Origin of the sequence: Luteimonas sp. 100069, from assembly GCF_003813845.1 — a bacterium.
GTDB lineage: Bacteria > Pseudomonadota > Gammaproteobacteria > Xanthomonadales > Xanthomonadaceae > Luteimonas > Luteimonas chenhongjianii.
Genome location: NZ_RPFN01000005.1, coordinates 102,044 through 125,897, shown reverse-complemented (window position 1 = coordinate 125,897; position 23,854 = coordinate 102,044). Strand labels below are relative to the sequence as shown.

Annotated in this window: 17 protein-coding genes and 1 pseudogene; 14 read left to right on the top strand and 4 right to left on the bottom strand. The window is 70.1% G+C overall.

The features are described 5' to 3' along the window. Positions 1-179: 179 nt before the first annotated feature. The 11 genes and pseudogenes from EGK76_RS11970 (at position 180) to EGK76_RS11920 (ending at position 12,044) form a co-directional block, all read left to right on the top strand. Positions 180-1,238, top strand: a complete 1,059-nt coding sequence (locus tag EGK76_RS11970; protein ID WP_096297294.1) for a pilus assembly protein PilM — start codon at positions 180-182, stop codon at positions 1,236-1,238. Further along, positions 1,238-1,777: pseudogene (locus EGK76_RS11965) on the top strand (PilN domain-containing protein); the annotation flags it as partial. The gene EGK76_RS11970 and the pseudogene EGK76_RS11965, both read left to right, overlap by 1 nt. A gap of 107 nt (positions 1,778-1,884) precedes the next feature. Continuing rightward, positions 1,885-2,589 carry a type 4a pilus biogenesis protein PilO gene (gene pilO, locus EGK76_RS11960; protein WP_123832773.1) on the top strand — a complete coding sequence of 235 codons (705 nt, stop codon included), beginning with the start codon at positions 1,885-1,887 and terminating at the stop codon, positions 2,587-2,589. Continuing rightward, the gene (locus EGK76_RS11955) at positions 2,589-3,131 is read left to right on the top strand and encodes a pilus assembly protein PilP (protein ID WP_096297297.1); all 543 of its coding nucleotides are present in this window, start codon (positions 2,589-2,591) and stop codon (positions 3,129-3,131) included. The genes pilO and EGK76_RS11955 overlap by 1 nt, the downstream gene beginning before the upstream one ends. 14 nt (positions 3,132-3,145) lie before the next feature. Beyond that, a complete protein-coding gene (gene pilQ, locus EGK76_RS11950; protein WP_123832772.1) occupies positions 3,146-5,089 on the top strand; it encodes a type IV pilus secretin PilQ in 1,944 nt (647 codons plus the stop codon). Between the two features lie 139 nt (positions 5,090-5,228). Further along, a complete protein-coding gene (locus EGK76_RS11945; RefSeq protein ID WP_233580287.1) occupies positions 5,229-6,218 on the top strand; it encodes an AAA family ATPase in 990 nt (329 codons plus the stop codon). Next, entirely contained in the window at positions 6,215-7,111 is an 897-nt protein-coding gene (locus EGK76_RS11940) for a DUF58 domain-containing protein (protein ID WP_123832771.1), read from the top strand. Before EGK76_RS11945 ends, EGK76_RS11940 begins: the two co-directional genes overlap by 4 nt. Positions 7,112-7,118: 7 nt before the next feature. Then, complete coding sequence (locus EGK76_RS11935; RefSeq protein ID WP_123832770.1) at positions 7,119-7,577, top strand: DUF4381 family protein; 459 nt, start codon at positions 7,119-7,121, stop codon at positions 7,575-7,577. A 68-nt stretch (positions 7,578-7,645) separates the two neighbouring features. Continuing rightward, a complete protein-coding gene (locus EGK76_RS11930) occupies positions 7,646-8,596 on the top strand; it encodes a VWA domain-containing protein (RefSeq protein WP_096300338.1) in 951 nt (316 codons plus the stop codon). After that, positions 8,593-10,353: a VWA domain-containing protein gene (locus EGK76_RS11925; RefSeq protein ID WP_123832769.1), complete on the top strand. Its 1,761-nt coding sequence runs from the start codon at positions 8,593-8,595 to the stop codon at positions 10,351-10,353. The genes EGK76_RS11930 and EGK76_RS11925 overlap by 4 nt, the downstream gene beginning before the upstream one ends. Next, positions 10,350-12,044 carry a BatD family protein gene (locus EGK76_RS11920; RefSeq protein WP_123832768.1) on the top strand — a complete coding sequence of 565 codons (1,695 nt, stop codon included), beginning with the start codon at positions 10,350-10,352 and terminating at the stop codon, positions 12,042-12,044. Before EGK76_RS11925 ends, EGK76_RS11920 begins: the two co-directional genes overlap by 4 nt. Positions 12,045-12,245: 201 nt before the next feature. Here EGK76_RS11920 and EGK76_RS11915 read toward each other — a convergent pair whose 3' ends face one another. Beyond that, positions 12,246-12,806 carry a Dps family protein gene (locus tag EGK76_RS11915; protein ID WP_096297304.1) on the bottom strand — a complete coding sequence of 187 codons (561 nt, stop codon included), beginning with the start codon at positions 12,804-12,806 and terminating at the stop codon, positions 12,246-12,248. 146 nt (positions 12,807-12,952) lie between these two features. On the opposite strand from EGK76_RS11915, the gene hrpA reads away from it, so the two are divergent. Beyond that, on the top strand, positions 12,953-16,867 hold the full coding sequence (hrpA, locus tag EGK76_RS11910) for an ATP-dependent RNA helicase HrpA (protein WP_123832874.1): 3,915 nt from the start codon (positions 12,953-12,955) through the stop codon (positions 16,865-16,867). Here hrpA and EGK76_RS11905 read toward each other — a convergent pair. Next, positions 16,860-17,264, bottom strand: coding sequence for a hypothetical protein (locus tag EGK76_RS11905; RefSeq protein ID WP_123832767.1), 405 nt, complete (start codon positions 17,262-17,264; stop codon positions 16,860-16,862). The two genes, hrpA and EGK76_RS11905, sit on opposite strands and share 8 nt — an antisense overlap. A gap of 115 nt (positions 17,265-17,379) precedes the next feature. Beyond that, positions 17,380-17,913: a hypothetical protein gene (locus EGK76_RS11900; RefSeq protein ID WP_123832766.1), complete on the bottom strand. Its 534-nt coding sequence runs from the start codon at positions 17,911-17,913 to the stop codon at positions 17,380-17,382. Between the two features lie 61 nt (positions 17,914-17,974). Between EGK76_RS11900 and EGK76_RS11895 the strand changes: the two genes are divergently transcribed. Together EGK76_RS11895 and EGK76_RS11890 are read left to right on the top strand one after the other, a co-directional pair. Further along, positions 17,975-20,131: a bifunctional (p)ppGpp synthetase/guanosine-3',5'-bis(diphosphate) 3'-pyrophosphohydrolase gene (locus EGK76_RS11895; protein ID WP_123832765.1), complete on the top strand. Its 2,157-nt coding sequence runs from the start codon at positions 17,975-17,977 to the stop codon at positions 20,129-20,131. A 135-nt stretch (positions 20,132-20,266) separates the two neighbouring features. Continuing rightward, a complete protein-coding gene (locus EGK76_RS11890) occupies positions 20,267-21,718 on the top strand; it encodes a hypothetical protein (protein WP_123832764.1) in 1,452 nt (483 codons plus the stop codon). Here EGK76_RS11890 and EGK76_RS11885 read toward each other — a convergent pair. After that, positions 21,715-23,829 carry a glycosyltransferase gene (locus EGK76_RS11885; protein WP_123832763.1) on the bottom strand — a complete coding sequence of 705 codons (2,115 nt, stop codon included), beginning with the start codon at positions 23,827-23,829 and terminating at the stop codon, positions 21,715-21,717. The genes EGK76_RS11890 and EGK76_RS11885 overlap by 4 nt on opposite strands. Positions 23,830-23,854: the final 25 nt, after the last annotated feature.

The window sequence follows — 23,854 nt, the reverse complement described above, 5'->3', positions numbered from 1 at the left end:
GCGGCCGGGGGGCGGCGGCGAGCCTGGCGCGCGGACTGGCGAGCGGTCAGAAAGCGAGAGCGCCGTCTGGGAATCCGCATGGTCAATCAAAGTTCATGTTGCCAATACAAGCAAAGTCCGCTATTTAATGCGCCGGGACACGAGGCGTGGCTAAGCGCCCGTGGCAAAGGGGAAATACCGTGGGGCTCATCACAAAAAGCCAGGTGCCGGTCATCGGCGTCGACATCAGCTCGACTGCCGTCAAGCTGTTGCAGCTGTCGCGGCAGGGCAATCGTTATCGCGTCGAGCATTACGCGGTCGAGCCTTTGCCGCCCAATGCGGTGGTCGAGAAGAACATCGTCGAGGTCGAAGCGGTGGGTGAGGCGATCCGGCGCGCGGTGTCGCGTTCGGGCACCAAGGCCAAGCATGCCGCAGCCGCGGTGTCGGGTTCGGCAGTGATCACCAAGACGATCCCGATGCCGGCCGACCTCGACGAGGACGACATGGAATCGCAGGTCGAGCTCGAGGCGGTCAACTACATTCCGTACCCGATCGAGGAAGTGAACCTCGACTTCGAAGTGCTCGGTGCGATGCCGGGCAATGCGGAGATGGTCCAGGTGCTGCTGGCCGCGTCGCGCTCGGAGAACGTCGAGCTGCGTGCGTCGGCGCTCGAGCTGGGTGGCCTGACGGCCAAGGTCATCGATGTCGAGGCCTTCGCGGTCGAGAACGCCTTCGCGATGCTTGCCGGCACGCTCAGCATGCCGGCCGATGGCGTGGTTGCGCTGGTCGATGTGGGCGCGACGATGACCACGCTCAACGTGCTTCGGAACGGACGCAGCCTCTACTCTCGCGAGCAGGTATTCGGCGGCAAGCAGCTCACCGACGAGGTGATGCGCCGTTACGGCCTCAGCTACGAGGAAGCCGGCCTCGCCAAGCGTCAGGGGGGGCTGCCCGAGAGCTACGAAGTCGAAGTGCTCGAGCCGTTCAAGGAGGCGATGGTCCAGCAGGTGAGCCGTCTGCTGCAGTTCTTCTACGCCGGCAGCGACTTCAACCGGGTCGATCAGGTGGTCCTGGCCGGCGGCTGCGCGTCCATTCCGGGCGTGGCCGACATGGTCGAGGAGCAACTGGGCGTGCAGACCGTGCTGGCCAATCCGCTCGCGCAGATGACGCTCGGCCCGCGGGTGCAGGCGCATGCGCTCGCCCAGGACGCGCCGGCACTGATGATCGCCTGCGGCCTGGCCCTGAGGAGCTTCGACTGATGTCCAGGATCAATCTCCTCCCGTGGCGCGTCGAACGGCGCAAGCAGCGGCAGAAAGAATTCGGCGTGATGGTGGGCCTCGCCGCGGCGACCGGCGTCGCGCTGTGGTTCCTCGTGAACATGTATTACAACGCGCAGATCGACGGGCAGAACGAACGCAACGCGTTCCTGCAGCAGGAGATCGCCGAGGTCAAGAAGCAGAACGCGGAGATCGACACGCTCGAGTCGCAGCGCGCGCGCCTGCTGGCGCGAAAGAGCGTGATCGAGGAGTTGCAGGGCAAGCGCTCGCAGATGGTCCACCTGTTCGACCAGCTGGTCCGCACCATTCCCGATGGGGTGCTGCTGACTTCGCTCAAGCAGGAGGGCGAGATCCTGACGCTCGAGGGCCGCTCGCAATCAAACGCGCGCGTGAGTACCTACATGCGCTCGCTCGAAAGCTCCGGCTGGATGACCAGCCCGCAGCTGTCGGTGATCGAAGCGCGTGACGGCGTTCCGGGCCTGCCGTACGCGTTCACCTTGAACGTGAAGCTGTCCACGCCGGCCGCCAAGGAAGCCGCGGCTGTCGAGGGTCTCGAACCGGACGCTTCGGGCAACGCCGCATCCGATGCCCAGCCGGTCGCTGCGCCCGCCGCCGAAGGAGCCGCCTCGTGAGCAGGAAGAAGATGTCGCTGCGCGAGCTCGACTTCAACAACAGTGGTTCGTGGCCCCGCGAGTACAAGATCGGCGCGTGTGTGCTGGTCGGCATGCTGATCTTCTTTCTGCTGTGGTACGTGGTGACCCGCGAGAAGGGCGACGAGCTGGCGAGCCTCGAAGCGCAGGAATCAGGGCTGCGTGCGGATTTCGAGCGGGAACAGGCCAAGGCCGCCAACCTCGAGCCGCTCAAGCAGCAACTTGCACAGATGGAGCAGCAACTGCAGCAGATGCTCCGCCAGCTGCCGAGCAAGACCGAGATGCCCGACCTGATCGTCGACATCTCGCAGACCGCCATCGCCACCGGCATCCAGAACGACCTCTTCAAGCCGGGCGAGGAAGCACCGCGTGAGTTCTACGCCGAGCAGCCGATTGCGTTGCGCATGGTGGGCAGCTATCACCAGTTCGGCGCATTCGTCAGCGGCGTCGCCTCGCTGCCGCGCGTGGTGATCATGACGATGCACGACATCTCCCTGAAGCCACGCGCGGGCACGGCTGGCGGGGCGGGTGGTCTGGCCGCGATCGGGCCGAACTCGAGTCTGGAGCTCTCCGGCACAGTGAAGACCTACCGGTATCTGGACGAGGAAGATCCGAGCATTCAATCGCAGGCCGGAGCGGCAGGCGAGACGGCTGCGGGAACGGCGACTGGAGGCATGCTGTGATGGCGATCGCAACTCCCGCATTCGCGCGTGGTTTGTCGGTGTTCGTCCTGGTTCTTGCAGCGACGGGCTGCGGCCGCGGCATCAGCAGTCAGCCAGGCGATGCGCCCAACCTCGAAGTCTGGGTCGAAGAGGTCAAGCAGCGTCCCGCGCCCGCGCTCGACCCGTTGCCGGTGATGCAGCAGTTCGAGACCTTCGAGTATTCGGCGCAGGGCATTCGCGATCCTTTCAGCAACGCGTTTACCGACGACGGCGGCGGCAGCGGGCCGCGCCCGGATTCGAACCGGCGCAAGGAAGTGACCGAGCAGTTCCCGCTCGACAGCATGTCGATGGTTGGCACGATCGGTACAGGGGGGCGGATCGTCGGCCTGGTGCTGGCGCCCGACAAGGTCACCTATCGCATCACCCCCGGCAACTACCTGGGACAGAACGATGGCCGGGTCACCTCGGTCAACGAAAATCGCATCGAGCTCGTCGAGCTGGTGCCCGATGGCGCCGGCGGCTGGCTCGAGCGCCCGGCTTCGCTCGCGCTGAACGAACAATGATGAGGGGAAGCAACATGACCGTGAGCAAAGCGGGGAGCCTGCAGGCGGGCCGGACGAACTCGACGCGTGCCGGCGCACTCGGTCTTGCCATAGGATTGATGGCGGCGTTCAGCGGCGCACACGCGGCGCAGGTTCCGACCCACGTTTCGATGCTGCCCCTGTTGCAGGCCGGCGCATCGGCCGTGCAGCCGACGGGTGCGGTCTCGGTGACCGACCTCGACTTCCGCCGCGGCGATGGCGGTTCGGGCAAGCTGGTGCTGCGCTTCGATGGAGATGGAGCCGCGCCTGATCTGCGGACCCAAGGTGGCAGCGTGGTGATCAACCTGGGCGGCGCATCCCTGCCGTCGGCGCTGCAGCGGCCGCTCAATGTGACCGACTTCGCAACGCCCGTGCAGCGGATCGACACCCGTCAGGGAGCCGAGGGCGCCCAGGTGGTGCTGAGCGCGCGTGGCGACTTCGAGCCGATGGCGTATCAGAGTGGCCGCGACTACATCGTCGAGATCATTCCGCGCGCGGCCGGCAGCGACCGCGCGGTCGGTGCAGCCACGACTGCGGCGACGATGGGCCAGTCGGCCACGGCCACCGTGTCCGACGTGCGCGCCTACAGTGGCGCACCGGTGACATTCAACTTCCAGGACGTGCCGGTACGCACCGTGCTGCAGCTGATCGCAGACGAGTCGAATCTCAATATCGTCGCCAGCGACAGTGTGACCGGCAGCGTGACCCTGCGGCTGCAGAACGTGCCGTGGGACCAGGCGCTGGATATCGTGTTGCAGGCCAAGTCGCTGGACAAGCGCCGCAGCGGCAACGTGGTATGGGTCGCGCCGCAGAGCGAGATCGCCTCGTTCGAGCAGGCCAAGGAAGACGCGCGCCTGGCGATCGAAGAGCGCGCCGAGATGACGACGGAGTACATCCCGATCAGCTATGGCAATGCGGAAGACATCGCGAAGCTGTTGACTGATGAGAGCAAAAGCGGTTCGACCGGTGGTGGCGCTGGTGGCGGTGCCTCGCAGCAGCGCGGTTTCCTGTCCTCGCGCGGCAGCATCAGTTTCGATCGTCGTACGAACACGCTGCTGGTCATCGATATCCCGAACCGGGTGTCGGAGGTCAAGCGGTTGGTGAACATGCTCGACAAGCCCGTGGACCAGGTGGTGATCGAGGCGCGCATCGTGATCGCCAACGATTCGTTCGCACGGGATCTCGGGGCGCGTTTCGGTGTGTTCGGTGCGAAGGACCGGGTGATCTCCTCGGGGTCTCTGGAAACCAACGCCGACTACAACAACAGCCGCATTCCTACGCCCGAAAACCCCAACCCCATCCCGACCTGGAAGGATGATGTGGCGAGGCGGAACGTCAATTTCGGAATCCGGGATCTCAATCCCGCAGCTGTCGCCTTCACTATTCTCGGCAACACGATCAACTGGGAGCTGGAACTCCAGGCCTTGCAGCAGGAGCAGCGCGGCGAGGTGATCTCGAACCCGAGAATCGTGACGAGCAACCAGCGCGAGGCTGTCATCAGCCAGGGGCAGGAGGTCGGCTATCTGACCATCACCGGCGGGCAGAGCAATTCGGTCCCGACTGTCGAGTTCAAGGATGTCCTGCTGGAGCTCAGGGTCACGCCGACGATCACCAATGACGGGCGTGTCTTCCTGGCGATGGACATCAAGAAGGACGAAGTGACCGGTCAGACCACCTATCCGGGGATCGGTTCGGTGCCTCTGATCAGCAAGCGCAATGTCACCACGGCGGTGCTCATCGATGACGGCCAGACCGTCGCCATCGGTGGTGTCTACGAATTCGCTGATCGGGCCTCGCTGTCCAAGGTTCCGTTCCTGGGCGACCTGCCGGTACTCGGGAATCTGTTCAAGACGAGGGGTCGGGACAAGGAAAAAGCCGAACTGCTGATCTTCGTCACGCCCAAGGTCATGCGGGTCGCGCAGCGTCCGCTCGGGTCTTAACCGATAAAGAGCGTCAAGCGACGGGGCCCGCGGGCTCCGTTGTCGTTTCCGCCGGCCGGTTGGCTGGCGTTGAACCTCGGGCGTCGCTTCCGGTCAAACTGCACCGGGACGCGCACTGCGTCGGTGACCGAGGATGACAATGGACCTGGACGCAGACACGGTGGACCTGTACGCGCGCTTCGTCGCGCTGCGTGAGGCACTGTCGGAAGAAATCATCGGGCAGTCGGCGCTGGTCCACCGCTTGCTGGTGGCGTTGCTGGCGGACGGCCATCTGCTGGTCGAGGGCGCCCCGGGGCTGGCGAAGACGATGGCAGTCCGTGCGCTGGCTGCGCGGCTCGATGCAGAGTTCGCCCGGGTCCAGTTCACGCCCGACCTGCTGCCGGCCGACCTCACCGGCACCGAGATCTGGCGTCCGCAGGACGGACGCTTCGAGTTTCAGGCCGGGCCGATCTTCCACTCCCTCCTGCTGGCTGACGAGATCAACCGTGCGCCGGCCAAGGTGCAGTCCGCCCTGCTCGAGGCCATGGGCGAGCGCCAGGTGACGGTCGGCCGGCAGACCTATCGTCTGCCCGAGCTGTTCCTGGTAATGGCCACGCAGAACCCGATCGAGCAGGAAGGCACGTTTCCGTTGCCTGAAGCCCAACTCGACCGCTTCCTGATGCATGTCCGCGTGGGGTATCCGCAGGCCGATGCCGAATCGCGGATTCTTCAGCTGGTCCGTGCGCGGGCACGCGCCCAGCTCGACGATGCGGCGGCGCCGGTCGAACGGCTGCCGCTGGCCCTGCTCTTCGAGGCGCGGCGCGCGGTGCTGGATCTGCATATGGCCCCTGCGGTCGAGCGCTATCTCATCGAACTCGTGCTGGCCTCGCGCGATGCGGGGCGCTACGACACCGCGCTGGCGGACCGGATCGCCTGGGGGGCAAGTCCGCGCGGCTCGATCGCGCTGGAGCGCTGCGCGCGGGCCAATGCATGGCTTGCCGGCCGGGATTTCGTCACCCCCGACGATGTGCGCGTGATGGCACCGGACGTGCTGCGACACCGGGTGCTGCCAAGTTACGAGGCGACCGCGGAGGGCTGGGATGGTGACCGGCTGGTCGAGGCGCTGATCGATCGGGTGCCGTTGCCGTGAATCCCGGTGGCGCCCTGCCCGGCATCCGGCCTTCGCTTGCGGAACTCATCGCGCTGCGGCCGCTGGCGCGACGCAGTCGCGTACGTCGCGCGCGCGTGGGCGCGCGTGCGCTGGCGCCATCGCCACAGCGCGGGCAGGGCATGGAATATGCGGAATCGCGCGACTACGTGGCCGGGGATGACGCCCGCCACATCGACTGGCGCGTGACCGCGCGGACCGGCCGTCCCCACACCAAGACCTTCCAGCGCGAGCGCGAGCGCCTGACGATGGTCGTCGCCGATACCGCCGCGGCGCTCTACTTCGGCACGCGGGTGCGGTTCAAGTCCACCCAGGCGGCCCGCGCGGGCGCGGTTGCGGTGTGGTCGGCGGCGGCCGATGGTGATCGCATCGCCGCCCTGCGCGGGTCCGGCATCGAGCCGCCGGTCGCGCCGGCCAGCGGCACGCGCGGGGCGCTGCGCGTGCTGCATGCGCTCAGCCGCTGGTATTCGGCGATGCCGGAGGAGGATGCCGGCCTTGGCGTCGCGATCGATCATGCGCGCCGCCTGTTACGCCCCGGCTCGCGGCTGTTGGTGCTGGCGGACGCCGCAAGCGCCGCAGCGGTGCCCGCCCGCGACTGGGCCGCGGTCGGCGCCCATTGCGACGCGCTGGTCCTGTTGCTCGACGATCCGGTGGAACGCTCACCACCGTGGGCGCGGCTCGGCTTCATGCAGGGCGAAGGCCGCGTGGATCTGGACCTGGCCAGCGAGGCGCAGCGTGCGCGCTGGCGCGATGCCTTCGACGCACCGCGGGACGCGGCGGTCCAGCAGCTCCGGCGGGCGGGCATCGGCGTGGAATCGCTGTCGAGCAATGCTGCCAGCGATGCCTGGCTGCCGGCGTTCGCAGGGGCCAGGTGATCCGACGATGACCATGCCCGATCTGGTGCTCCGTGATATCCACCAGCCCGCCACGCCGCCCTGGTGGCCGCCGGCGGCAGGTTGGTGGTGGCTGGGGGCGGCATTGCTGGCGGTGTGCCTGGCGCTGCTGGGCTGGCGGCTGCTGCGTGCCTGGCGCCGGCGCCGCTGGCGGCGTCTGTTCGATGACGAAGTCGCGCAGGCGGGCGATGCCGCTGCCCGGCTCGCGGCGATGTCGTCCCTGCTGCGCCGCGCAGCGCGTCGCAGCAGCGCCGATGCCGACCGCCTGCAGGGCGAGGATTGGTTGTCCTTCCTCGATAGCGGGCTGCCTGGTGCACCATTCACGGAGGGGCCGGGTCGGGTGCTGCGCGACGGCGCGTTCCGGCCGTCGGTCGAAGAACTCGAGGCCGACGCGGCATATCCCTTCGCCAGGACGCGCTTCCTGGCGCTGATGGAGCGTCGCCGGTGAGCTTCGACGGGCAAGGCTGGCTGCAGGCGCTGACCGGGCTGTTCGCCTGGCCATGGCTGCTGCTGGCGATGCCCGTGCCCTGGCTTGCGCGTCGATGGCTGCCGCCGGCTCGGGCCCGTGGCCGCGCCCTGCGCGTGCCGTATCGCGGACTCGAGCAGTTGGCGACGCCGCGCATCTCGAGCGGCACCCCGGCGACGAACTGGCTGCTGTGGATCGCGTGGTGCCTGCTGTGCGTGGCCGCGGCCCGACCGCTGCAATGGGGGCCGCCCGAGCAACCGCCGCGCAGCGCCCGCGACCTCATGCTGGCCGTCGACCTGTCGGGCAGCATGAGCGAGGAGGACATGGTCGTCGGGGTGCAGACCGTGGACCGTCTGACCGCCGCCAAAGCCGTCATCGCCGATTTTCTCGAGCGCCGGGCCGGCGATCGCATCGGCCTGATCGTGTTCGGCCAGCGCGCCTACGCGATGACGCCGATGACGCTTGACCGGGCCAGCGTGCGCCAGCAGCTCGATGCCACCGTGGTCGGGATGGTCGGGCGCGAGACCGCCATCGGCGACGCGATCGGTCTGGCGGTCAAGCGCCTGCAGGACACGCCGCGCGGGCAGCGCCTGCTGATCCTGCTGACCGACGGTGTCAGCAATGCCGGGGCGCTGACGCCGGACAAGGCGGCCGAACTGGCCCGCGACGCAGGCGTGCGCGTGCACACGATCGCATTCGGCAGCGAGGCGGGGGCGGGCGGGCTGTTCGGTTTCCAGATGCCCGGCAGCGAGCCGGCCATCGACGAGGCCGCCCTGCGCCGCGTGGCCGAGACCACCGGTGGGCGGGCGTTCCGCGCGCGCGATACCGATGAGCTCGTGGGCATCTACCGCGAGATCGACCGTCTGGAACCGGTCGAGCAGCCAGGGCCGTCTTTGCGTCCGCGGCTTGAGCGCTACCCGCTGCCCCTCGCTGCGGCCTGCGCCGCGCTGTTGCTGGCGCTCTGGCTGCGTCCGCGGCGGCGCGCGGAGCACGCCGCATGACACCGTCTATCGAACACCTGCAGTTCGTCCGGCCCGAGTGGTTGTGGGCCCTGGCCGTGTTGCCGGCGATCGCCTGGGCTTGGTGGCGCCGCCAGCGCGATGCCGATGCCTGGCGCGAAGCGGTGGATCCGCACCTGCTCGCCCACCTGCTGGACGGGGGCGCGCAACGGCGCGGGCTGCTGGGTCTTGGCGCCTGGCTGCTGGGCGGCGTGCTTGCAGTGGTCGCGCTGGCCGGGCCCGGCTGGCGCCAGGACGCAGTACCGCTGCACGAGCAGGGCATGGCGCCGCTCGTGGTCGCGCTCGATCTGTCGACGGCCACCACCGCCGGCGACCTGCCGCCATCGCGGCTGCTGCAGGCCCGCGCCAAGCTCGCCCGCCTGCTCGCGGGGCGCGATGCCGGGCAGGTCGCGCTGGTCGCCTATGCGGACGATGCCTACACGGTGGCGCCGCTGACCGAGGACGCCGCCAATGTCGCCCTGTACCTCGATGCCCTGTCGCCCGACATCATGCCGGCCGACGGCAGCCGCGCCGATCGCGCGATCGCCCACGCGGCGAGGCTCCTGCGGCAGGGGCAGGCGCAACGCGGCGAAATCCTGTTGATGACCGGGGACGTGGATGCGGCGGCGATCGCGGAGGCGGCCATCGCCGCGCGCATGGGCTACCGGGTCTCGGTACTGGGGCTGGGGACGATCGAGGGCGCAGCCCATCGCGACGGGACAGGCGCGCTGGTGCACGCGCGGCTGGAGCCCGGCACGCTGCAGGCACTGGCCGCGGCGGGCGGCGGCGGCTATCACGCGTTGTCGGCCGACGACGACGACCTGCAGGCGCTGGGGGTACTGACCTCGAGCGGGGATCTCGCCGGTGCTTCCGCCCGCACTGACGCCAGCATCCGCCGCGTCCGCGACGAAGGCTATTGGCTGATCCTGCCGCTGCTCGGTCTGGTGCTGTTCGCCTTCCGTCGCGGCAGCGCGCTCGCCTGCGTGCTCGCGTTCGCATTGGTGCCCGCGTTGCTGCCGCTCCCCGCGCGTGCGCAACCCCCTGCCGCCACGGCCTGGCAACGGGCCGATCAGGTTGCGTATGCGCGCATGCGCGACGGTGCGGCGGCGTACCAGCGGCAGGATTTCGACGAGGCACTGCGCAAGTGGACGGGCCTGCCTGGCGCCGACGCGGCCTACAACCGGGGCAATGCACTGGCCCGCCTCGGACGCTTCGAGGAAGCAATCGCGGCCTATGACGAAGCGCTCGCCGCGCAACCGGGCATGGCCGACGCGGTGGCCAACCGCGCTGCGGTCGAGGCGGCGCGCAAGCGCACGCCCCCGCCGGGGCCGGGCCAGGATCCGCGCGCATCGCCGCAGAACGGGCAGGGCCAGGGACAGCCGCAGCCGCAGTCGGGTGACCCCGGTGACCAGGATGATCCCTCGGACTCGACGCCCGCCGACCCGCAGGAGCCGAGCGATACAGCGGGCTCCGCACCGCCGGGCACATCGCCGACGCCATCCGCACCGCCGCCGGATGCTCAGGCGCAGCGCGAAGCGGAGGCAGCGCAGCAGGAACGCATGCAGCGTGCGCTCGATGGACAGGCGGAGGCGGAGTCGGCGGATGGTCCGCCGGTGGACGCGACGGTCGACGACGTACAACGCGAGCGCGAGCAGGCCAATGCCGCGTGGCTGCGACGCGTTCCTGACGATCCCGGCGGTTTGCTGCGGGCGAAATTCCGGCTGGAACACGAGCGACGCGCACGCGGAGACGATCGATGAACGACCCGGGCTCGACGAAGCGCTGGCCACGTTGGGGCCTGGTCCTGCTGCTGGCGTGTCTGCCCGCGGCCGTGCAGGCCGAAACCCGCGCCTGGCTGGACCGCGACCGCATCGCGCTGGGCGAGACCACTACGCTCAACATCGAGACCGACGGTGTGGTCGACGCGCCCGACTGGGATCCGCTCTCGCAGGATTTCGAAGTCAGCGGCCACACCAGCCGGCGCCAGGCCGAATTCACCAATGGCCGACGCAGCACGCGGTCGCTGTTCGGCGTGGCGCTGCGCCCGCGCCGCGAGGGCGTACTGACTGTTCCTGCCCTGCAGGTGGGTGGCGAGCGCACTGCGCCGTTGTCGTTGAGCGTGGCCCCGGCTGCGGTCAGTGCCGCGCGCGACGGCGCGCCCGCCTTCATCGAGGCCGACATCGACGTGCAGTCGCCCTATGTGCAGCAGTCGGTCGGTTACGTGGTGCGCCTGCACTACGCGACGCCGCTGGTGTCGGGCAGCCTGGAGCAGCCAGCGGCGGATGGCGCCTCGATGCAGCGCATCGGCAACGACGTGCAGTACACCCGCGAGATCGACGGCCGGCGCTATTCCGTGGTCGAGCGCCGCTACCAGATCGTCCCGGAACGCAGCGGCACCCTGACCATTCCGGGCGCCCGATTCGAGGGTCAAGGTGTCGGCGGCGGCTTCTTCGACGACATGTTCAACCGTGGGCCGCGCCGTCTCACCGCCAACGGTCCTCCCAGCGTACTCACTGTGCGGCCGATGCCCGCCGGCGCCCCGCAACCCTGGCTGCCGGTGTATGACGTGCAGACCCGCTGGCTGGAAGCGCCGACCGAAGGCCGCGCCGGCGAGGCAAGCACGTTCGTGCTGGAGGCGGTGTTCGATGGTGCGGTCGGCACGCAGTTGCCCGAGATCGCGCTGCCGCCGGTCGCAGGCGCCCAGGTGTTCGCCGAGCCGCCGCAGTACGACGAACGGTTCGACAATGAACGGCCCAGCGTCCGGTTGACCCGGCGCTATGCCGTGGTGCCGCGCGCAGGTGGCGTGCTCAAGGTCCAGGGCCCGCGCATCGACTGGTGGGATGTGCGCGCCGGCGTCGCCCGCACGGCTGCGGCGCCCGCGGTCACGCTCACGGTGGCCGGCGCGGCCGCGCCCGCGGATGCCACCCCGGGTACCGGCCCCGCGTCTCTGGAGCCCCGTTCACCTGGCGGGGAGTCCGCCGCCCCCGGCATCTGGCCGGCGATGGCGGCCCTGTTCGCGGTCCTGTGGCTTGCGACCGCGTGGCTGGCCTGGCGTTTGTATCGACCGCGGCTTTCAGGACCCGCGCGCAGCGGGGCTGTGCGGGCAGGGAAGGGCGGCGACGGGGAGGCATTTTCCGGCGCCCCCCCCGCAGGCGCCGTGCGCCAGTTGATGCGGCTGTTGCAGGCCGGCGAGCCGGCGGACGTGGAGCAGGCGCTGCGCGCCCTGCATACGCCGCCACCGCCCGATCTCGACGCGCTTGCGGCACTGCTCGAAGATCCTGCGCAACGCGAGGCGCTAGCGGCGTGGCAGCGGGCGCGTTGGGCGGGAGGGGATCTGAGCGCTGCTCGCCAAGGCCTCCGCTCGGCATTCCGAGCGGGGCCGGTCTGGCGCGACCCGCCTGCCAGCAGCCGGGGCGGCGAGCGCCTGCCGCCGCTGTATCCAGAAGGTTGAGGCGCCTGCCCCGCAGAGCGCTGCCCCAGTCAGTCTTCGGCCTGTCGCGCAGCTTGGTCCGCGCAGTCCAGCCAGGCGCGCCAGCGGCGCTGCGCGCAGCTCATGCAGTGTGCGACGGCGATCGGTGCACCGCGCGTGGGCGGACTTCAATGCAGAAACGCCCGGCAATGCCGGGCGTTTCCAGGATGGCTCGGTGCAGGCTTACTGCAGCAGCGAGCGGAGCATCCAGGCGTTCTTCTCGTGGGTCTGCAGGCGCTGGATCAGCATGTCTTCGGTCGGATCGTCGTCCGCGTCGTCCGCCACTTCGAGCGCCTTGCGTGCGCTGCGGCACACGGCCTCGTTGCCGACCACGAGCTGGCGCACCATTTCCCGCCAGTCCGGCGACTTCTCCAGGCCCGGCTCTTCCTTGATCGACGACAGCTCCATGAATTCCGCGTAGGAACCCGGCGCGTTGTAGCCCAGCGCGCGGATGCGCTCGGCGATCTCGTCCAGCGCGTTCCACTGCTCGGTGTACTGGCCTTCGAACATCACGTGCAGGGCGTTGAACATCGGCCCCGTCACGTTCCAGTGGAAGTTGTGGGTCTTGAGATACAGCGTGTAGGCATCGGCGAGGAACACCGACAGATGCTGGGCGACCGCCTTGCGATCCTCGTCGCTGATCCCGATATCGATGGCCGGCGCCTTCGACTTTGCGTCGGGCGATGCCACGGCCGGTGCGACAGGGGTCTCGGAGGATTTGCTGGACTTGTTCGAGTTGGCCATTGCAGGACTCTGTTTGAGGGTTTGCGCCCACAATAGGGCCGGATCCGTTTTGGATATGTGACTGAGGGCAGGTGCGGGGCGTGATCGAGCATTCCAGCGACACATCGGTGGCCGCCGCGCTGAAGCAGGCCCAGCTCGCGATCGAGATGGCGGGCACGCGTGACCGGGGCCGCCTGCTCGGCCTGCTGGGTCGCTGGCGGCGGACGCCGCAGGACGCTGCGGCACGCGAGGCCTTCGAAAGCCGCCTGCGCGAGTCGGTGCGGCGCCGCGAGGCGCGCTCGGCGCGACTGCCGCAGGCCACCGTTGATCCGACCTTGCCGATCGCGGGCAAGGCCGAGGAGATCGTTGCGCTGATCCGCGAGCATCAGGTGGTCGTCGTCGCCGGCGAAACCGGCTCCGGCAAGACCACCCAGCTGCCCAAGCTGTGCCTGCAGGCGGGCCGTGGCGCCGCCGGACTGATCGGCTGCACCCAGCCGCGGCGCATTGCCGCGCGCACCGTCGCGCGGCGGGTCGCCGAAGAACTGCAGGTGCCGATCGGAGGCGCGGTCGGTTACCAGGTGCGCTTCAACGACAACGTCAGCGAAGCGACCGCAATCAAGTTCATGACCGACGGCATCCTGCTGGCGGAGATCGCCTCCGACCGCTGGCTGTCGGCCTACGACACGCTGATCATCGACGAGGCGCACGAGCGCAGCCTCAACATCGATTTCCTGCTGGGCTATCTCAGACAACTGCTGGCCCGGCGTCCGGATCTCAAGCTCATCGTGACGTCGGCGACGATCGACACCGCGCGTTTCGCCGAGCATTTCGGAGGTGCGCCGGTGGTGGATGTCGAGGGCCGCGGCTATCCGGTCGAAGTGCGCTACCGGCCACTGGAGGGTGAGGGCACCGACACCGGCGAGCGCAGCGTGCTCGACGGCATCGTCGCGGTCTGCGACGAGATCATGCAGATCCGCGGCACCGGCGACACGCTGATCTTCCTGCCCGGCGAACGCGAGATCCGCGATGCCCACCAGGCGCTCGAGCGGCGCAAGTACCGGCATACCGAGGTGCTGCCGCTGTATGCACGGCTGTCGGCCAAGGATCAGGACCGGGTGTTCAATCCCGGGCCGCAGCGCCGCATCGTGCTGGCGACCAATGTCGCCGAGACCTCGCTGACGGTGCCGCGCATCCACTACGTCGTCGATCCCGGCCTCGCCCGCGTCAAGCGCTACAGTCCCAGGCAGAAACTCGACCGCCTGCATATCGAGCCGATCAGCCAGGCCAGCGCCGACCAGCGCAAGGGCCGCTGCGGCCGCATCGCCCCGGGCACATGCTTCCGGGTGTTTTCCGAGGCGGATTTCGAATCGCGGCCGCGCTACACGGATCCCGAGATCCGCCGCGCGTCGCTGTCGGGCGTCATCCTGCGGATGCTGTCGCTCGGCCTGGGCGACATCGAGTCCTTTCCCTTCGTCGAGCCGCCGGATCCGCGCGCGGTCGCCGATGGCTGGCAGCAGCTGGCCGAACTCGGGGCGGTCGATGCGCAGCGCCGGCTCACCGCGACCGGCCGCACCATGGCCCGGCTGCCGGTCGACCCCAAGCTCGCGCGCATGCTCGTGGCCGCGCGCGAGCACGGCTGCCTGCACGAGATGCTCGCGATCACGTCGTTCCTCGGCATCCAGGATCCACGCGAGCGGCCGGCGGACCAGCGCGGCGCGGCAGATGCCGCGCATGCGCAGTTCGCCGATCCAAAGTCCGAGTTCGTGGGCATCGTGAAACTGTGGGACGCCTACCGGCAGGCGCATGCCGACCTCACCCAGTCGCAGCTGCGCAAATGGTGCGAGCGCAACTTCCTCGGCTTCCTGCGCATGCGCGAGTGGCGCGAGCTGCATCGCCAACTGCGGTTGCAGTGCGAGGAGCTGGGCTGGTCCGCGGATCCGCCGTCGCCGGAGCTGGCGACTGGCGATGCGCGCGCGATCGCACGCGCGCAGGCTGCCGCCTACACCGCGCTGCATCGCGCATTGATCGCCGGCCTGCCGACGCAGATCGGCCACCGCGCTGATCCAGGCGGCGGTGGTCGCGCCTCGGGCCAGTACGAGGGGCCGCGCGGACGCCGTTTCCAGATATTCCCCGGCTCTCCGCTGTCGAAGAAGCCGCCGCCGTGGGTGCTGTCGGCAACCCTGCTCGATACCGAGAAGATCTGGTCGCTGACCAATGCGGCGATCGAGCCGGACTGGGTGATCCAGGAACTCGACCACCTACTCGCGCGCCGGCATCAGGATCCGCGCTGGTCGCGCGCGCAGGGACGGGTGATCGGCAGCGAACAGATCAGCCTGTTCGGCCTGGTGCTCGCCCCCAGGAAGCCGATCGATTACGGACGCCTCTATCCCGAAGAGGCGCGTGCGCTGTTCCTGCGCGATGGTCTGGTGGCGGGCGAGATCAATACCCGCGCCGCGTTCCTCGAGCGCAACCTGCGCACGCTGGAGCGCGCGCGCGAGGAAGAGGCCAAGCAGCGCCGCGCCGGCCTGGTCGTGGATGAGGACTGGATGGCCCAGTGGTACGCGCAGCGGCTGCCGGCCGACGTGATCTCCGCGCAGGGACTCGACGCCTGGTGGCGCCGGGCGCCGGAGGCCGCGAAGCAGGGGCTGCTGTGGAGCCGCGACGATCTGCTCATCGCCGACGGGGTGGACGCCGAACTCTTCCCCGCCTTCATCGCACTGGGCGAGGCGCGGCTTGCGGTCTCGTACCGGTTCGAGCCGGGCGCGCCGGACGACGGCATGACGGTCTCGGTGCCGCTGCACCTGCTCAATGCGATCGATCCGGTACGGCTGTCATGGCTGGCGCCCGGGTTCGTCGAAGACAAGGCGACCGCGCTGATCCGCAGCCTGCCCAAGGCGCTGCGGCGCAATTTCGTGCCGGCACCGGATTTCGCGCGCGCCTTCGCGCAGGCCTGGCGCGATGGCGATGCCGACACCTTTGCCGGCACGCTCGCGCGTTTCCTGAAGAAGCTGGCGGGGGTCGAGATCGTCGCCTCGGACTTCGACGAGGCCACCCTCGAGCCCCATCTGCGGGCCAATCTGCGCCTGGTCGATACCGGCCGCGATCGCAAGGGCTCGACAGTACTCGCCGAATCGCGCGATCTCGCCGAACTGCGTGCCCGTTTCGGTGAGCTCGCCGCGCGCGCCTTCGCCGCGCACGCGGCCGATGGCCTGCAGCAGCATGGACTCACCGAGTTTCCCGACACGCCGGTGCCGGTATCGATCGCCGGCGCCGGCGGCCTGCCGGCCTATCCGGCGTTGCAGGACGATGGCGAAACCGCCTCGCTGGCCGTCCATGCCGATCCCGCCCATGCGCGTCGCCTGCATCCGCAGGGCGTGCGCCGCCTGCTGGTGATCGCGCTCGCCGATCGCGTGCGCCAGGCGCGCAGGCAGCTGCCGGTCCAGCCCAGGACTGCGCTGCTGTATGCCGCGATCGAATCGGCCGCGCCGCGCGACGGCAAACCCGGCGACCGCCTGCGCGAGGATCTGATCGACGGCGCGCTGGCGGCGCTGCTGGTCGATGGCCTCGACACGATCCGCGATGCCGAAGCGTTCGCCGCGCACCGCGATGCGGTCGGCAAGGCGCTGTTCGGCGAGGCGATGGCGCGCCTGCGCCAGGCCGAAGCGATCCTCGACCTGGTCGCCGAGATCCGCGGGCGGCTCGAGTCGAAGCTGATGGGCTGGGCGCGGGCCAACCTCGACGACATGCGTGCGCAACTCGAATCGCTGGTGCCGCCCGGGTTCCTGCGCTCGGTGCCGGCCACCGCGCTGGCCGAATATCCGCGCTGGCTGCGCGCGCTGTCGCTACGCGCCGAACGTGCCCAGCGTGACCCGCTGCGCGATCAGCAGCGCATGCTCGACGTCAAACCCTTCGTAGACGCACTCGCCGATGCCGCCGCACGTGGCCGCAGCGCCGATCCCGACTGGCAGGCACTGCGCTGGGACATCGAAGAACTGCGCGTGTCGCTGTTCGCGCAGGAGCTGGGCGCGAAGGGCGGTGTGTCGCCGAAGAAGCTGGCCAGCCGGGTGGCGGCGCTTACCTGACGCGTTCGACGCGCGCCCGCGTGTTCTGGTCGCCCACGCGCATCCACCACCCACCGAAGCGCGCTGGCCGAATCTCGACCCGCGGACCTTCGACAGCGACGCTGGGCCAGTTCTGGTCGCCGACCTGCCGCCAGACCTGGCCGTTGGCGAGGTTGAACACGCGGCCCCGGGCGAAACCCTCGAACCGGCCGACGATCGTGCTGTCGACGGGTTCGGATTCCGGCGCGCGCGCGGTCTCGACGGCGGCTTCGCGTCGACCGGCTTCACGGGCATCGCGCAGCTGTGCTTGCCCGGGGGGCTGCGCGGCGATCCACTGTTCCAGCGCGCGGAGCTCGTCGGGGTCGAGCTTGTGCAGGCCTGCGGTGCGGAACTGCGCGCTGCCCATGCGCGTCTCCATGTCCGAGTCCTGCGCCCATGCGCAGTTGAAAAGGGAGAGAGAGGCCGCGGCCGCAAGGACGACAAGGGTGCGCATTTCTGGGTTCCCGGGTAAGTGAGTGTTCGGAATGGCTGGATCAGCGGACGCGTTCGACCTTGGCCTGGGTGTTGTAGCCATCGACCTGCAGCCACCACACGCCCAGCAGGCCGGGACGGATACGCGCCGCCACGTCCTGGCCGCGCGCGCCTGCGAGCGAGGCACTGTCGACCTGCTTCCACACCTGGCCGTTGGCGAGGACGTACTCGCGGCCGCGGGCGAATCCATGGAAGGGGCCGGAGATCGTGCTTTCGAGCGGCTCGCGCGATGCCTGCGGCGGGCGCTTGCCCAGGTCCGCGGTACGCGCTTCGCGACGTCCTTCCTCGCGGGCCTGGGCGATGCGTGCTTCGACGTCGGTGGCGACCGGCGCTGCAGGCGCGGCCGTCGGCGCCGCAGCGGAGTCGCGCGCGAGCAGTTCGTTGAGTCGCGCGAGCTCGGCCGTGCTGAGCTTGTCCAGACCGGCGGCGCGGAACTCGGCCGGGCTCAGGCGGTCCTCGATCCCGGCGTGTTGCGCGAGCGCGGCCGAGCTGGCCGTCAGCAACACCGCGATCAAGACACTCTGGACTGTGCGCATGCTCTGTTCCTCCGGTGCGGGCGGGGCTAGTGTAGTGCGTCCCGCCTGCATCGAGTGGCCGATGCCCGAGGTTCCGGACAACCTGCGCGACCGCCTGCTGGCGTCGCCGACGATCGCCGCGTCGGGGCCGTCGTTGCGCGCGCTGCTCGGCGCGCTGCCGCCGGAGGTGGAGCTCACGGAGGCCGCGGCGGCGGTGCTGCTGGACACGCTCGCCTCGCTCGGCCTGCTCGGCGCCGATGGCGAAGTGGTCGCCACCGCGATCGCCGATGCGGTGCCGGCCTGGCAGCCGGCGGTGCGGGCGGGGACGCCCGCGGTCGCGCCACTGCTCGACGGCCTGAGCGCCGCGCGGCAGGTGTGGTCGCTGCATGCCGAGCAGGCCAGCGAAGGCAATCCAGAGGGGCTGCGGCGGCTGCTGCTGGCGCTGGTCCGCGATCTGCGGCTGGTGCTGTTGCTGCTGTCCCGGCAGCTCGCGTTGATGCGTGCGGCCTCGCGGAGCGAAGACGACGACGCCCGGCGTGCGCTGGCTCTGCTGACGCGCGACATCCATGCGCCGCTGGCGAACCGGCTCGGCATCTGGCAGCTGAAGTGGGAGCTCGAGGATCTCGCGTTCCGCTACCTGCAGCCCGACACCTACCGCCGCATCGCCGGACTGCTCGATGACAATCGCACCGGCCGCGAGCGCTATATCGAGCAGGTCCGGCTGCAGCTGGGTGAGGCGCTGGCAGCGCAGGGCGTGCCGGGCGAGGTGGCCGGCCGGCCCAAGCACATCTACAGCATCTGGAAGAAGATGCAGCGCAAACAGGTGCCGATCGGCGAACTCTACGACCTGCGTGCGGTGCGTGTGCTGGTCGGCGACATACCCGACTGCTATGCGGCGCTGGGCGTGGTGCACGCCTTGTGGACGCCGATCCCGAGCGAGTTCGACGACTACATCGCCCGCCCCAAGCACAACGATTACCGCTCCCTGCACACCGCCGTCGTCGGGCCCGAAGGCAAGACGCTCGAAGTGCAGATCCGCACGCGCGAGATGCACGAAGCTTCGGAACTCGGCGTCGCCGCCCACTGGCGTTACAAGGAGACCGGAGGCTCGCAGCGTTCCGCCGCAGGCAACGCCGCGCTCGAGCGCCGGATCGAATGGATGCGGCGCCTGCTTGAAGCGCATACCGAGTCCGGGGCCGGGGGCGAGGCTTCGCTGGTCGGGGCGCTCGGCAGCGAGCTGGTCGAGGACCGGGTCTACGTGCTGACGCCCAAGGGCGAGATCGTCGACCTGCCACAGGGCGCAACGCCGCTGGACTTCGCCTACCAGGTGCACACGATGGTCGGCCACCGCTGCCGTGGCGCCAAGGTCGACGGCCGCATCGTGCCGCTCGATACCGTGCTGCGCAGCGGTGAACGCGTGGAGATCCTGACCGCGAAGACACCGGCGCCGCGGCGCGACTGGCTGGTGGCCGCGAACGGGTTCCTCGCCAGCACGCGTTCGCGCGAGAAGGTCCGCGCGTGGTTCAACCGGCTCGATCGGACGCGCAACCTGCAGGCCGGTCGGGAACTGCTCGACAAGGACCTGCGTCGGCTGGGCCTGCTGCATGCGGACCTCGCCCCGGTGCTGGCCCGCTTCAATGTGGCCAGCGTCGACGATCTCCATGTGCTGGTCGCGCTCGGCGATCTCGGTCCCAACCAGATCGCCCGCGCGCTGCTCGAGCTGGAGCGCGAACGCGACGCGCCGGCCGAGCCGGCGCCGACGCTGCCGCTGCGCAAGCCGCGACGCGCACCGAAGGCCGCCGACAGCGATTTCCACGTGGTCGGCGTCGACAACCTGCTCGTGCAGGTTGCACGCTGCTGCCGTCCGCTGCCGGGCGAGCCGATCGCCGGCTATCTGACCCGCAGCCGCGGGGTCAGCGTGCACCGCCAGGACTGCCCGGCGTTCCTGCGCCTGTCGGCGGCCGAGCCGCAGCGCGTATTGCCGGTGGAGTGGGGGCGCGCGGGCGGCGGGCACGAATCGGACATCCGCGTGGAGGCGGTGGATCGCCGGCATCTGCTCAAGGACCTGAGCAACGCGATCGCGCAGGAGGATGTGCACGTGCTGTCGATCCAGAGCGAGATGCTCGGCCTGTCGCGGGTGCGCTTGCAACTGCGTGTGCGGGTGGCCGACTACGGCCAGCTCGCGCGCCTGCTCGGCAAGCTCGACGGCTTGCCCGGGGTGGATGCCGTACGCCGATGACGCCCGGATGCGGCAGCTGCTCCCATACTGCGCCGAGTGCACCGCCCATCCGACCATCGCGACCCTGTAGAACGCGCTCCGCTCGCGCGATGGCGTGTGCGCTGGCGTGCCGGAGACCGCGAGGCCTCCCGGCGGATGGCGTTGACCGCAGTGGCGGTGTTTGCGGCGGCGGTGGTACTGGTGGTCGGCGTCCGGGTTCTGGTGGTCGACCGGATCTGGCCGGAGACCCGCGTGCAGGCCCTGCTCGACGAAGCGGCGGTCGCGAGCGCGGCCGGTCGCCTGAGCGCATCCGACGGAAGCGGCGCCCGCCAGCTCTACGAGGCCGCGCTCGCGCTCGACCCTGACGACAAACGCGCACACGAAGGCCTTGCCGAAGTCGCGCGCCGCGCGCTGGCCCAGGCGGCGGCAGCCGTCGAGGCGGGGCGGCTGGAGGAGGCGCGCACCGAACTGGCGCTTGCGCGTGAACTGTCCGCGCCGCGCGAACATGTCGACGCGGTGGAGGCCGCGCTGCGGCGGCGTGAAGCCGTGGGCCCGGGGGTCGATCGCCTCGTCTCCGCAGCCCAGGCCGCGCTGGCGGCGGGCGACCTCGACGGCTCGGAGTCCAGCGCGCTGCCGCTGTATGCGCGTGCGCTGGCGCTGCAGCCGGACAATGCCGATGCGCTGCGCGGGCGCGAAGACGCGCTGGCCCTGCTGCTCGAAGAGGCCCGCGCGCAGTTGCGGAGCGGTGATCTGCGCGAGGCGGCCGAACTGATCGTGCGGGTCCGCAGCTACGATGCCGGCCACGTGGACCTGCCCGACACCGAGGCCCGGTTGACCGAAGAGCTCGATGCCCTGCGCCGGCGCGCCGAGCGCGATCTCGCCGCCGGTCATATCGAACGCGCGGTTGCCGAGTGGCGGATGCTCCAGGCGTTCGATCCCGACGACCCGGGCGCGGCGCGCGGCCTCGCGGATGCAGGCGTTGCCTATGCGCGCCGGGCCGAGCGGTTCGCCCGCGACTTCAACTTCGCCGATGCCGATGCGCAGCTGCGCGAGGCCCGGTTGCTGGCGCCCGACAACGAGGCGGTACGGCTCGCCGGCGAGCACGTCCAGCGCTCGCGCGCGCGCCATGCGCAGCTCGGCCCGCAGTTGCCGCCAGAGCAGCGCCGCCAACGGGTCGCGGCCCTGCTGCAACAGGCGGCGGCCGCAGAGGCGCGCGGCGATCTGCTCGAGCCTCCTGGCGACAGCGCCTACGACAAGCTGCGCGCCGCGCGCCGGATCGCGCCGGACGACCCGGCGGTGGCGCGTGCGTCGGCGCGCCTGCTGCCGTCGGCGCGCGCATGTTTCGACGCCGGCCTGCGCGCCAACAGCCTGGCGCGCGCGCGCAGCTGCCTGGACGCACGCGAACTGCTCGGTGACGACACCGCCGCGCTGGCAGACGCGCGACGCCGGTTGGCGCAACGGTGGCTGGCCATCGGCGACGAGCGCCTGGGCGCAGGCAATGTGGCTGGCGCGGAAGCCGCCCTGGGTTTCGCGCGCGACATCGACCCGCGCGTGCCCGGTCTCGCCGAATTCGGCCGCCGCCTGCGCGCGGCCTCGCCCGGCAACTAGCCGGTCGGCTCGAGGAACACCTGGCGCACAGTTCCGCGCGCGGCCTCGAGCGAGAAATGCGCCTGCACATTCGCCAGCCCGTTCGCGGACAGGCGCGACCACAGTTCGGCGTCCCGGTAGAGCGTCACCACGGCGTCCGCGAACGCATCGGCATCATCGGCCAGCAGCACGTCCTCGCCCGCCCGCAGATGCATGCCCTCGGCCGCGCAGGAAGTGGCGACCACCGGTTGTCCGTGCGCCATGCTCAGGTTGACCTTGCCCTTGACGCCGGCGCCGAAGCGCAGCGGCGCGACCGCGATCCGGCAGCCATCCATGTAAGCGGTGATGTCGGGCACGTGGCCGTGGATGTGCACGCCCGGCGCATCGGCAAAGGTCGCGATCGCGTCGGGCACGTAGCCGCCGATGCAGTGGAAGGACACGTCCGGCATCGCCGCGCGGATGCGCGGGAATATGTCGGCAAGGAACCAGCGCACGCCATCCACATTGGGCGGATGGCGGAAGCCGCCGACAAAGACCAGGTCCCGACGGTCCGCGAACGCGGCGCCCGTGTCGGCGATCTCGTGCAGGTTGGACAGCACGGTCACCCGCGCATCCGGGGCATCCGTGGCCAGCACCTCGGCTTCCGCTGCGCTGACCACCAGGGTGATATCGCTGCGGGCGATGACGTCGAGTTCCAGCGCGCGGGTGCGGGCCGCCGCGCGTGCCAGCGACGCGTCGCCGGCCACCTCCGCGCCGCGCTGTTCGCGCACGTAATGCAGGTCGATGCTGTCGAACACCACGCGCGCCTGTGGAGCATGCGCGCGTACCAGCGGCAGGAACTCGCGTGCGATGTAGTGCCGGCACAGCAGGACGCGCTGGAACCGGTGCCCGTGGTTGCGCATCCAGCGCGCCACACCGCCCGCATGCGGGTCATGCCACACCTCGATACCCAGTGCCTGCAGCGCGCGGGTCGCCCCGCCGGCGTGGCGAAGGTCGGCGGGCAGGAACACCACGTGCGCGCCCGCCTCGCGCAACAGCCGCATCAGGTTGACCAGACGCAGCGAGGCGGAGTCCCGATCGGGCATGGGGGTCAGGTTGTCGACGATCAGCACCTGCGGAGTGCCTGCAGCCGGCAACCGGCCGGCGTCGACCGGCTCGAGCGGACGCCGGGCGAGTGCATCGCGCCAGCGGGCAGCGAAGACGGGAAGGTTGCGCGCCTGCGCGGCCTTCATCCCGCTGGCCGGATCGGTGCCGGCAGTGGCGCCTTCCAGGTGCACGACGCATGCCACCGGCTGCACCAGCACCCGCAGGCCTGCGGCGCGCACGCGCATCGCAAGGTCGGTGTCCTCGTAGTAGGCCGGCGCGTAACGCGGATCGAAGCCGCCCAGTTGCGAGAACAGGGCACGCTCGATCATCAGTGCAGCGCCCGACACGTAGTCGACGTCGGCGCACCACGCGAACTCGGGATGCGTGGGGTCGGCGAAGCGTCCACGGCTCTCCCCGCGTCCGTCGCGCGCGAGCATCGCACCCGCCTCCTGCAGTCGGCCATCCGGATACACGAGCTGCGCACCCACGATCCCCACATCGCGCTGCGCGGCGAAGGTTGCGCGCATGGCATCCAGCCACCCGGGCTGGGGGACGGTGTCGTTGTTGAGGAACAACAGGAAGCGGCCGCGCGCCATGGCGGCTCCGGCGTTGCAGGCGCCGATGAAGCCGAGGTTCGCGGCCAGTGCATGCAGCCGCAGCCCGTCGATCCGGCCCAGCAGCGACAGACTGTCGTCCGGGCTTGCGTCGTCGACGACGATCACTTCGATCGAATTGGCCGGCGGATGAGCGGCGATGGCCCGCAGGCAGGCGATCGTCTGCGCGGCATGGCCGTGCACCGGAATGATGATGCTGACCTCCGGCTCCGGCTCCGGCTCCGGCGCCGCGGGAACCGAAAACGGCGTGAAGGGCGACATGTCGGCGGCGAGCAGCGACTGCGCGGTTGCCGGCGCGAACAGGCCAAGTTGCGCACTGACGCGCTGCCAGGTGGCGACCGGACCGCGGGTGCGCAGGCTGGCGAGCCCCCGCCGGTACAGCCCGAGCGCGCGCTCGAACTGGAATCGCGCGCCGGCCAGGGATAACGACATGCGTTTGGAACTCCAGCTGACTGTT

Excerpts from the sequence above, each read along its gene's own strand:
- EGK76_RS11900 (WP_123832766.1), bottom strand. The coding sequence starts at position 17,913 with ATGCGCACAGTCCAGAGTGTCTTGATCGCGGTGTTGCTGACGGCCAGC.
- EGK76_RS11955 (WP_096297297.1), top strand. The coding sequence starts at position 2,589 with ATGGCGATCGCAACTCCCGCATTCGCGCGTGGTTTGTCGGTGTTCGTC.
- EGK76_RS11930 (WP_096300338.1), top strand. The coding sequence starts at position 7,646 with ATGCCCGTGCCCTGGCTTGCGCGTCGATGGCTGCCGCCGGCTCGGGCC.
- EGK76_RS11890 (WP_123832764.1), top strand. The coding sequence starts at position 20,267 with ATGGCGTTGACCGCAGTGGCGGTGTTTGCGGCGGCGGTGGTACTGGTG.
- EGK76_RS11935 (WP_123832770.1), top strand. The coding sequence starts at position 7,119 with ATGACCATGCCCGATCTGGTGCTCCGTGATATCCACCAGCCCGCCACG.
- hrpA (WP_123832874.1), top strand. The coding sequence starts at position 12,953 with ATGGCGGGCACGCGTGACCGGGGCCGCCTGCTCGGCCTGCTGGGTCGC.
- EGK76_RS11920 (WP_123832768.1), top strand. The coding sequence starts at position 10,350 with ATGAACGACCCGGGCTCGACGAAGCGCTGGCCACGTTGGGGCCTGGTC.
- EGK76_RS11905 (WP_123832767.1), bottom strand. The coding sequence starts at position 17,264 with ATGGAGACGCGCATGGGCAGCGCGCAGTTCCGCACCGCAGGCCTGCAC.
- EGK76_RS11915 (WP_096297304.1), bottom strand. The coding sequence starts at position 12,806 with ATGGCCAACTCGAACAAGTCCAGCAAATCCTCCGAGACCCCTGTCGCA.
- pilQ (WP_123832772.1), top strand. The coding sequence starts at position 3,146 with ATGACCGTGAGCAAAGCGGGGAGCCTGCAGGCGGGCCGGACGAACTCG.
- EGK76_RS11945 (WP_233580287.1), top strand. The coding sequence starts at position 5,229 with ATGGACCTGGACGCAGACACGGTGGACCTGTACGCGCGCTTCGTCGCG.
- EGK76_RS11885 (WP_123832763.1), bottom strand. The coding sequence starts at position 23,829 with ATGTCGTTATCCCTGGCCGGCGCGCGATTCCAGTTCGAGCGCGCGCTC.
- EGK76_RS11895 (WP_123832765.1), top strand. The coding sequence starts at position 17,975 with ATGCCCGAGGTTCCGGACAACCTGCGCGACCGCCTGCTGGCGTCGCCG.
- EGK76_RS11925 (WP_123832769.1), top strand. The coding sequence starts at position 8,593 with ATGACACCGTCTATCGAACACCTGCAGTTCGTCCGGCCCGAGTGGTTG.